11 protein-coding genes are annotated in these 9,952 nt (G+C 46.4%); 7 read left to right on the top strand and 4 right to left on the bottom strand.

What is annotated here, in order from left to right; genetic code table 11:
• The 7 genes from BLV87_RS07310 to BLV87_RS07280 form a co-directional block, all read left to right on the top strand.
• Nucleotides 1-644 (top strand): hypothetical protein (locus BLV87_RS07310; protein ID WP_217629954.1); only part of this gene is annotated, 644 nt, incomplete at its 5' end.
• A gap of 102 nt (nucleotides 645-746) precedes the next feature.
• Nucleotides 747-1,694 (top strand): hypothetical protein, encoded by a 948-nt coding sequence (locus BLV87_RS07305; RefSeq protein ID WP_139282135.1) that lies wholly within the window; start codon nucleotides 747-749, stop codon nucleotides 1,692-1,694.
• A gap of 1 nt (nucleotide 1,695) precedes the next feature.
• Nucleotides 1,696-2,871, top strand: a complete 1,176-nt coding sequence (locus BLV87_RS07300) for a nuclease-related domain-containing protein (RefSeq protein ID WP_093066940.1) — start codon at nucleotides 1,696-1,698, stop codon at nucleotides 2,869-2,871.
• Between the two features lie 13 nt (nucleotides 2,872-2,884).
• Entirely contained in the window at nucleotides 2,885-3,229 is a 345-nt protein-coding gene (locus BLV87_RS07295) for a hypothetical protein (protein ID WP_093066938.1), read from the top strand.
• A 66-nt stretch (nucleotides 3,230-3,295) separates the two neighbouring features.
• On the top strand, nucleotides 3,296-4,453 hold the full coding sequence (locus BLV87_RS07290) for a YbfB/YjiJ family MFS transporter (RefSeq protein WP_093066936.1): 1,158 nt from the start codon (nucleotides 3,296-3,298) through the stop codon (nucleotides 4,451-4,453).
• A complete protein-coding gene (locus BLV87_RS07285; RefSeq protein WP_175517872.1) occupies nucleotides 4,450-5,340 on the top strand; it encodes an ABC transporter ATP-binding protein in 891 nt (296 codons plus the stop codon). Before BLV87_RS07290 ends, BLV87_RS07285 begins: the two co-directional genes overlap by 4 nt.
• Complete coding sequence (locus BLV87_RS07280) at nucleotides 5,337-6,347, top strand: ABC transporter permease (RefSeq protein ID WP_093066934.1); 1,011 nt, start codon at nucleotides 5,337-5,339, stop codon at nucleotides 6,345-6,347. The genes BLV87_RS07285 and BLV87_RS07280 overlap by 4 nt, the downstream gene beginning before the upstream one ends.
• Before the next feature lie 29 nt (nucleotides 6,348-6,376).
• On the opposite strand, the gene BLV87_RS07275 is transcribed toward BLV87_RS07280, so the two are convergent.
• The 4 genes from BLV87_RS07275 to BLV87_RS07260 form a co-directional block, all read right to left on the bottom strand.
• The gene (locus BLV87_RS07275) at nucleotides 6,377-6,823 is read right to left on the bottom strand and encodes a hypothetical protein (protein ID WP_093066932.1); all 447 of its coding nucleotides are present in this window, start codon (nucleotides 6,821-6,823) and stop codon (nucleotides 6,377-6,379) included.
• A 130-nt stretch (nucleotides 6,824-6,953) separates the two neighbouring features.
• Nucleotides 6,954-8,078, bottom strand: a complete 1,125-nt coding sequence (asd, locus tag BLV87_RS07270) for an aspartate-semialdehyde dehydrogenase (protein ID WP_093066930.1) — start codon at nucleotides 8,076-8,078, stop codon at nucleotides 6,954-6,956.
• Nucleotides 8,079-8,259: 181 nt separating this feature from the next.
• Nucleotides 8,260-8,796: a M23 family metallopeptidase gene (locus BLV87_RS07265; protein WP_093066928.1), complete on the bottom strand. Its 537-nt coding sequence runs from the start codon at nucleotides 8,794-8,796 to the stop codon at nucleotides 8,260-8,262.
• Nucleotides 8,797-8,929: 133 nt separating this feature from the next.
• Nucleotides 8,930-9,763, bottom strand: coding sequence for a hypothetical protein (locus BLV87_RS07260; RefSeq protein ID WP_093066926.1), 834 nt, complete (start codon nucleotides 9,761-9,763; stop codon nucleotides 8,930-8,932).
• Between the last annotated feature and the right edge of the window lie 189 nt (nucleotides 9,764-9,952).

Raw genomic sequence — 9,952 nt, 5'->3', positions numbered from 1 at the left:
AGTCCAGTCCAGTCCAGTCCAGTCCAGTCCAGTCCAGTCCAGAGGACAATATTGATTTAACTAACTTTGATGAAGAATATTTTCCAGATGAGCCAAATGAACCAGAAGATTTAGGTGTCATTATTGATGATAGCGCTCTCAAGGAAAAAGAAGACTGGTTTCAATCTGAGATCAGAAACGTCGAAAACCTTAAAGCTGAATGCCACGCCCTTTACAAAGCTTGTCATCAAAAAAAGCAAGAAATAAAAGCAATAAAAAATAATATTGCTTTTAGTCATGACTGTAAAAATGATATAGAAACCATTTACACCAATATTGAAACCGATACTTGTGAGAATATTAAGGCTCATGCTGCTGACATCGGAAAAAATATTCGCACCAACAAAAACATTGCTGAAATGTACCTGCGAAACCTCAAACGCGATGCTGATTTATTATCTTTACAATTTGATTATACCAATATCATTGAAAAATTCTCCATCACCTGTTCCGAATGGAATAAACGCCAAAAAGTTGCAGAAGACGTTAGAGTTAGAATTTCAGGCTTTGAGGAGATTAGAGAAAGAATGCGTCAACGTGCACTTAGTGAACAAGAAGATCGCAGAAGAATCATGGAAATTGAAGAAATTATCAATCAGCGATAATTTTCTGTCTTGTTGAAAATACAATCTGCCATCGTTAAGCAGATCATATTGTTAACTTCAACCTAAGGTCATATTCCCCAGTATGGCTTTAGGTTTATAAAAATGAGTGTCACCCCAATGATCTATTATAAGCATAATGGTTTTATCCATTCTATTCATAAGCTTTACCAAAAAGATGGCGATTACCGTCGTGCTGCAATGGTTGCCTTAGCCATTATGGCAAAATCACAAGAAAGTGATGTTTTTAATGATGCACTTATTATTGATAAGTTAAACACCGTCACTATTCAAGGCATCTCAGGAAAATTATACAATGTGTATGATTTACCAAAGTCATGCCGTCTTGTGGTCGCCATCCAAGACCAAGAGAAAATACTCTTATTTGTCGGCAATCATGACACATTCCAAACTTGGAAAGCCGATACGCTGAAGGCTAAATTTGCTTTTAGCGAACTTAAAAAGAACTCGAAACAGTTATCTAAAATAGCGCAAGAAGAAACTTCAAACGAAGAAACACTAAGTGAAGAAGCAGTAGAGTTCAACTTCGATGATTTCATTAAACAAAACCCGGACAGCGTTGAAGCAAAAATAAAACAAGCCATTGATACACTGATTAGCCAATCATCTGAAAATAAAGTATCCAGAAAAAACCTAAGAAACGCAATAAAGCAATACCGTCAAGACATCAAGGAATATTACAGCCTTTTAGAGCATCAAAATCCAACCAGTTATGATAATGATATACCTGATGAAATGACTGTTAATGCTGAAGTAGATAAGGTTATCACGACCATTGATACCAAACATCATGCTATTGTGACTCATAAAGTTGAAGATGCATTTTCACTGATAAAAGCTCATCAGTTAGAAAATGGGCTTGTCGCTACTAAAACATTGAAAGACGAAGTTGATTTCATTGAAATAAAAGTTAAATATGCAATAGCACTTGAGAGCCTTGTTGAAAATATAAAGGCAGGCATTTCTCTTGAAGAAAAAACCAAACTCATCAATGACGTTATCAATGAAAACCTAATCGACAAGGAGGTTTAATATGCCAGTTTTTATACCAGAATCCCCTTGCTTTAACGGAAATTACGGGGAAGAGAAAATCTTTAACTTACTTAAAAAACTACCTGATGATTGTATTGTATGCCATGAACTTGATGTTCAAGACAGACGACCAGATTTCATTGTTTTTTCGCCAAGGCTGGGAATATTGATTATCGAGGTCAAATCTTGGAATATCTCCACTATTATCAATGGAGATCAGAATATTCTCAATATAAAAAACAGGCATGAACACTTAGGTGAATCAAAACCAGTAACGCATCCAATTAAGCAAAGTAATAACTACCTTTATCGGTTACGAGATAAGCTGCTTAATGATTTAAACGTTAGAGAACTGGTTAATCCTGACAATAGTCCATATCGAGGAAGACTTGTTTTTCCTCTAGCGGGAGCTATTGCACTTACAAACATTACTAAGCAGCAGTTGCATGAGCATAGCATTCAGAAAAGCAATGGATATATTTCCGAGCTGCACACTTTATTTAAAGATGAGTTAGACCTACTTAATGATGTTAATGATATGGATCTTGAGAGCAAACTAAAACGTTTTTTTAAACCTTCATGGCAATTTTCACTCTCTGACCGACAACAAGCCTTAGTCAGAGCTATGCTAAGCCGTGAACCTGTCGCTGTAACTGAACTTGTTGTAGTAGCTGAACCTGTCGCTGTAACTGAACTTGTTGCAGTAGCTGAACCTATCGCTGTAACTGAACTTGTTGCAGTAGCTGAACCTTTCGCTGTAACTGAACTTGTTGCAGTAGCTGAACCTGATGAAGCTAAAATTAAAAATGTAGTCGATTCCATTTTGCAGCATTATTTTTCGCTTGAGACTGAAAAATGTAAAAAATCACAGGACGTGAGTTCTTTACAAAATGAAATCAGCTTGATTAATGAGCAAATCTCCCCAGAAATTGATAATAATGATTTTATTAATCAACATCGTGAAGTGATTAGCCGCCTAGTATCAAACTTAGGTCAAGGCATTAATAACAATACTGCACATGATGCAGACGAACTCTATAGTCGCTCTAAAGCCATAAAGCTAAAGGCAGAAGAAGAAATGCTCAGAAGCTCTCTTCACAATATCGAAAGAAATCAGCAAGTATTGAAATCAAAACTGGCAAGACTTGCTTCTATTCTTGAGGTAGAAATAGCATAAAGGAAGCAATAAAATGAGTGCTTTTTTTCAATGGCTTTATAGATTGATTTTTTCTCGAAAAAAATCAATCCAGCGTGGGTCAGATGTAATTGTTCAGATTCCTCCTCAAGAAGCAGAAACAGGAACTGAACAATTACCGTCAGATAATGTTCCTGAAAAACCACCTGTTATCTCTATCGACAATTCTTCTCAAGAAATTGAATTAATCTGCCATCAGATAGAGCAAGCTATTGAAAAGATCCGTGCAAATATCCGCGCCAATAAAGGTCAGGCTGCACGACAAACCTTGCAATGCCAGCGCCTTATCACAAAACTCGATCACTTGATGGCCTGCCCTCAACATTTGGACAGCAAATAATAGCGCACTGCAACAATATTTTGTGCCATTATCCGCGCTGGCCAATCACAATGATCAGGTGCGGGTATGCTGCGTTCGACAGACACAAGAAAAGTATTACTGGCAGGCATTTGCAGCCTGATCCTCACCGTGGGATTAGCGCGGTTTGCCTACACCCCATTGCTACCGGTAATGCGGGCAGAAACCTGGCTCACCGAAGTCGCAGGCGGCTGGCTTGCCACCTTCAATTACATGGGCTATATGAGTGGCGCATTACTCGCCGCCTCCATCAGCAGCTTGCACACCAAATACCAGTTATACCGCGCAGGCTTGGTCATTGGCGTATTGAGCATTGCAGGCATGGCGCTGACGCAAGACATGGTGCTGTGGTCGATTTTGCGCTACATCGCGGGTTTGAGCAGTGCCGCAGGCTTGCTGATCGGTTCGGGCTTAATGCTGAACTGGTTAATGCGTAACGGACATCGCCCCGAACTTGGCATCCATTTCGGCGGCTTGGGCGGTGGTATTCTGGTGTCCGGGTTAGTGGCGGTTGCCATGAGTGCCTTGGCGCTGGATTGGGCGCAGCAATGGTGGACGCTCAGTCTGCTGGCGGCTCTGCTGTTTATTCCCGCTTGGTTATGGTTGCCCGAACCGCTTCCAACAACGGCGCAAGCCACCCACACCCAAACGCCGCCTTCACGCCGCTGGTTACTGCTGATGGTGGCGATGTATTTTTGCGCAGGTGTGGGCTTTGTGGTCAGTGCCACCTTCACCGTGGCAATGGTGGAAAAAATTCCGGCATTAACGGGCTGGGGAAACTGGACATGGGTATTGGTGGGGCTTGCCGCCACGCCTGCCTGTTTTGTGTGGGATCGGGTGGCGCGGCGGGTGGGTGACATGCGAGCTTTGCAATTGGCCTTTGCGGGGCAAATCGTGTCGATTTTATTGCCCGCATTATCCCAGCATCCGTTACTAGCGGTATTGAGTGCCGCGCTGTATGGTGCAACCTTTATCGGCATTGTCAGCCTAACCTTGACGGTCATCGGGCGTTATTACCCCGCCAACCCTGCCAAAGCGATGGCACGGCTGACCTTGAGTTACGGCGTGGCGCAAATCGTCGCCCCCGCGATTACCGGCTACATTGCCGAAGCGACCGGCAGTTACCAAGGCGGTTTGTTAATGGCAGCCGCCTTTATGGTGGTCGGCATGGGCTTGTTGTGGAAAATGGAGTTATCAAGCAAATGACGCAAGCGATTCTGGAAGTGCGCGATCTGCACAAACACTACCCCGGCGTAAATGCCGTGAATGGCATCGACTTCGCGGTGCGCCCCGGCATTTGCTTTGGCTTGCTAGGGCCAAACGGCGCGGGTAAAACCACCACTATCGAAATGCTCGAAGGCATTACCAAACCCACTGCGGGCGAAATTCGTTACAAAGGCGAGATACAAGGCGCACGCTTTCGCCAAGAAGCAGGGATTCAGTTTCAGTCCACCGCCTTGCAAGACTTCCTCACGGTACGTGAAAACCTCAAATTTTTTAGCAGCTTATACCCGCACAGTTTACCGCTGGACGAATTGGTGGCGATTTGCCGCTTGGAAGATTACCTCGACCGTGATGCCAGCAAACTTTCTGGCGGGCAACGCCAACGCATGTTGCTGGCCTTAGCGCTGGTGAATGACCCCGATGTGGTATTCCTCGACGAACCCACCACCGGACTCGACCCGCAAGCCCGCCTCAACTTCTGGGAGCTGGTCAACAAGATTAAAGCCCGTCACAAAACGGTGTTGCTGACCACGCATTACATGGAAGAGGCGTACAACCTGTGTGACGAAATCGTGATCATGGATCACGGCAAAATCATTGCCCACGGTTCGCCCGATACCTTGCTGGCAACGCATTTCCAAGACGTGATTATCGAATTGCCCGAACGCGATTTCCCGGAGGCGGCGAAAATCATTCCGCACCGTTATCTGGATAAAGTGACCGGCACGGTGGAAATAATCACCCAAGACGTGAATGCCACCTTGGGATTGCTGATCCATCACGGCGCATCCTTGGCGGGTTTGCAAGTACGCCCCCGCACCTTGGAAGACCTGTTTTTGGCGCTTACCGGCAAGGAGTTACGCGCATGATCAAGCGTATTTGGGCAACGTTTTACGCTCGCTCTCTGGAATTTTTGCGCGATCGTTCCACCCTCGGCTGGAATTTCATTTTGCCAATCGCGCTGGTATTTGGCTTGGCGTTTGTGTTTTCGGGGGATGGGCAGCCACTGTTCAAAGTCGCGGTGGTCGCTCAAAGTGCTGAACACCCGTTTCTGCACACCGAACACGTTGAGTTTTATGAGGTGACGCCGGATGCGGTGGATGCCACCGTGCGCAAAGTCGGGCGGCATCAGGTCGATATGCTGCTGGATTTACGTGACGAATCCGCCCGGTATTGGATCAATAGCGATTCGCAAAACGGTTATTTTCTGGAAAAGCTGTTGCAACACAGCGGCGGTACAGCGTTGCAGCCACAAAGTGTGCAGGGTGCAGAAATCCGCTACGTCGATTGGGTGGTTCCCGGCATTTTGGGGATGAACCTGATGTTCAGTTGCTTGTTTGGCGTGGGCTTTGTGATCGTGCGCTACCGCAAAAGCGGTTATTTGAAACGCCTGAATGCCACGCCTTTGAGTGCCACTGAATTCCTATTGGCGCAAATTGCTTCACGTTTGGCACTGGTCGTCGTCGTGACCACGATTGTGTTTACCGGCACTAACCTGTTCATGCATTTCACGATGGAAGGCAGTTATTGGAATTTGTTATTGGTGCTGGTATTGGGGGCGTTTACCCTGATTGCGCTGAGCTTGGTGGTCGCCGCACGGGTGAGCAGCGAGGAATTGGCGGGCGGTTTACTCAACCTGCTGACTTGGCCAATGATGGTGTTGTCGGGGGTATGGTTTTCGATGGAAGGCACTAACCCAGTGATGCAATGGGTGAGTCAACTGTCACCATTGACCCACATCCTCAGTGCAGCGCGGGCGATTATGCTGGATGGGGCGGGCTTGGCGGACATTGGTGTGCAATTACTGGTATTGGTAGCAATGGCAGCGCTGTTTCTGGTGATTGGCACGTTATCATTTAAATGGACAACCGAGTGAGGGGAAAGCCCCCTCACCGACACCTATCATTAAGCCGCTTGCGCCTTCATCGGCAAATACCCGTTGTGCAATAACGTCGGGTATAAATGCACGATTTCGTCGTCAATGCGGCGAATCACCAGCGCAAAAATCTCGCGGGTATCGCGGATAAACGCTTCATGATCGCGAATGCGCAGTTCTTTGCCTTTGCACCAGCGTTTCAAATATTGCCCGAAGACCCGCTTGATTTCGCCCGAACCGGACAGGAATTTGCGCCCGGTATTGCGGGCATCGTTGTCGCTGTCCATTAATAACAACTGGTATAACTCGCGCTCTTCGGTTTCCAAGTGCTCTTTTACCAGCTCAACATAACGGAAAAACAACTCACAGGATACTTCGGTATCACACATGGAACGTTCGTTAATCAGGTAACTTAACACATTGGACAGTTCAGTAATTTTGTGGTTTTGCTCATTGAGCTCCATGTATGAAATCATGGGGACAGCCTCCTGTAGTGATACTTTGCTTGGTGTTTAATCTCCTGTAAATCATAGGTGATTAAGCCTAGATAAATCATGACATTACTCATAAGAACTAACAGGAGATGCTTAGGGTTTCCACTAGTTATTAAGCGTTGCTCATGTGTTCCAGTGCAATTTTCAGCATCCGGCGCACCGGTTCAGCCGCACCCCATAGCAATTGGTCACCGACGGTGAAGGCAGTGAGGTATTCCGGCCCTAGGTTCATTTTGCGGATACGCCCGACCGGAATGGTCAACGTGCCAGAGGCTTGTACTGGTGTCAGACCGTGTAAGGTGGCTTCTTTGTCATTCGGAATGACCTTAACCCACTCGTTATGGCTGGCGATAATGCTTTCAATTTCAGCCAGTGGCAAATCTTGCGTAAGCTTGATGGTGAAACCTTGCGAATGGCAACGCATTGCGCCGATTCGTACACACTGACCATCCACGGGGATGAGGTTCGCAGCGGTTTTGCCGAGGATTTTGTTGGTTTCGGCAATGCCTTTCCACTCTTCCTTGGTTTGACCATTTTCCCACAGCTTGTCGATCCAGGGGATCAGGCTGCCTGCCAGCGGTGCGCCAAAGTTCGCGGTGGAAAGCGTGCCGTCATTCAATTTCGCGGTGACTTTGGTGTCAATGTCGAGAATCGCAGAGGCTGGGTCTGCCAGCAAATCGCCGACTTCGCCATTCAATTCACCCATTTGCGTGAGCAATTCGCGCATGTTTTTCGCGCCCGCACCGGAAGCAGCTTGATAAGTCATGGAACTAATCCATTCGACCAGCCCTTTTTCAAACAAGCCACCCAAGGCCATCAGCATCAGAGAAACGGTGCAGTTGCCGCCGATGTAATTCTTGACGCCGCTTTGCAAGCCCGCGTCGATCACGTTACGGTTTACCGGGTCGAGCACAATGATCGCGTCATCTGCCATGCGCAGGGTGGAAGCTGCGTCAATCCAGTAGCCGTTCCAGCGAGCGCGAAGGGGGGTGTACACCGCATTGGTGTAATCACCGCCTTGGCAGGAGAGGATAATGTCCATTTCCGCCAGTTTGTCGATATTCATCGCGTCTTCAAGCGGTTTTGCACCCATGCCGACATCAGGGCCGGGCTTGCCGGACTGCGAGGTGGTGAAAAATACCGGCTCAAAGCCCTGAAAATCGTTTTCCGCACGCATCCGTTCCATCAGTACCGAACCGACCATACCGCGCCAACCGACAAAACCAACCTTTACCATCACAAACTCCGTCAAACAAGGAATACGGGTCGCCCCACGGCTGCACCCGCGAATAGGGGAAAGATTGTAGCACCCTCGTAGGTAGAGCAAAACACCACACTACTGTCACCTAAGCCCATCAAGGCGACTGTCGATGATCAAAACCCGTTTGGCTCAGCAGATGGAGAGAGAAAACACATTTTTATTGGGTTGGTTTTAAGTCGTTTTGGTAGTCTGTTAAAAATTCGTGGGGATTGACGTAAAAGACTTGATCCAAACCTAATGGTTGTTCGGCTTTCCAGCCAGTTACTAATGGTGGCAGACTGCGGATAGAGTAATACAAGTTAGCAGCAGATTTAGCTTGTTTGGCAGCACCCAACGAGCCTATTTTCTCGCCTGTTTTAACCCAAGAAGCCGGTTTCACCGCAACCGTACCCAAGTTGGCATAGTGATGTAAGCGCCATTTTGCACCCAAAACCCACACAGAATTATCACCTCGCGTTGTATCTTCACTGTAGATGACTAACCCGCTGGTCACAGCTTCTACGGGAGCACCTTGGTCAGCAAAAATATTAATGCCTTTGTGCGCATCAAACCCACCCACTTTATAGGCGTAAACCGTTGGGTTGCCCTTATAAGACTTGGCGCTTGCTACCGGCACATGACGGTCTTCCGGTATCCAGTAACCGATCATAAAAATGGTAATTGCTAATAAAAGCAACAGAGGTTTCTTGTTCATCGCGTACACCCTATATATCCCTATCCACTGTTATTGCTATTTATGACGGACAGAGTATTTGAAAGTTCAGATTTTTATATAGGATATAATACAATTATTCTATGGGTCAAAAAACCTTTTTCCGAAGAAAGGTTTATTGTGCAGGCTTTATGAGTATTTGCTGAATTTCTTCAACAGTTGGCTGCCACTTGGATGGGAGGTTATTTTCCCAATCTGTCAGGTACTTACGCAATGACTTATCATCACTGTCATCGCCCAGATTTAAATAATTGAGCGTTGTCCATGCTTCCGGTTGTTCTGTAAAAATAGGTAATAACTGGTTGGCAACCAGTTCGTTGAGATCACGCCCTTGGGCATAAGGGTCGGCGCTCAGCGTTTTGGCATACGCCTGATACCACTTGGGCAACTTCATGCTTTTAGGAAGCTGGCGATGTGCTTGCTTGAACATATCTTGCTGGTATTCGGTAAACTTGGAAGCATATTCCTGCCAATGCGGGTAAGGCGGGTCGGTTGCCCACTGTTGTGCCATTTTTTCCAAAGCAAATAAGCTAAAGGCTTCGCAGAGTGATTCTTCAAGCCATTGCTGGCGGGTAATGTTATTGGGAGCAAGGTCATAGTTTGACATTAAGTGGCACATTTCATGGGAAAACTGGTAAGCGAGTTGCGCCCAGTAACGCCCATTAACATTTAACAAGACGATGTATTCGTCGTTAGGGCTTTTTTCGTACAGGGAAATAGGGCCGCTCTTGTCGTTTCTGACAATGATATTGCCAAAGGTACGCCCTGCCATATAGGGTGAAATAGCTTCGACTACGGAGTTTAAGACCGCTTTGACATCATCTGGATTGGCATCCCCCCACTCGCTTTCGACTTGTACTTGTGCCGGAGCCACAAAGGCTTGTAAGCGCATGGGGCTAAGCAGTAACAACAATGACAGCAGTAACAAGCAAGTTTTTAGATAACGCATGGCATCACTCAGCAGTTACGGAGATTTAGTGGATTATCGGAATGTTTATTTTGGCCTGCTATCCACGCTTGAAAAGACTGTATCATGTCAATCGGTAGTGGAAATACGATAGCCGCACTCATCCTAATAGCTTATTTCATGCGTCATGATCTGCCCCATCAAAAATGGAGACCAAGAGCGGTGGTGGGG

The organism is Thiothrix caldifontis (assembly GCF_900107695.1).
GTDB lineage: Bacteria > Pseudomonadota > Gammaproteobacteria > Thiotrichales > Thiotrichaceae > Thiothrix > Thiothrix caldifontis.
The sequence above is the reverse complement of the archived record's forward strand: the minus strand, read 5'-3'. Positions and strand labels throughout refer to the sequence as shown.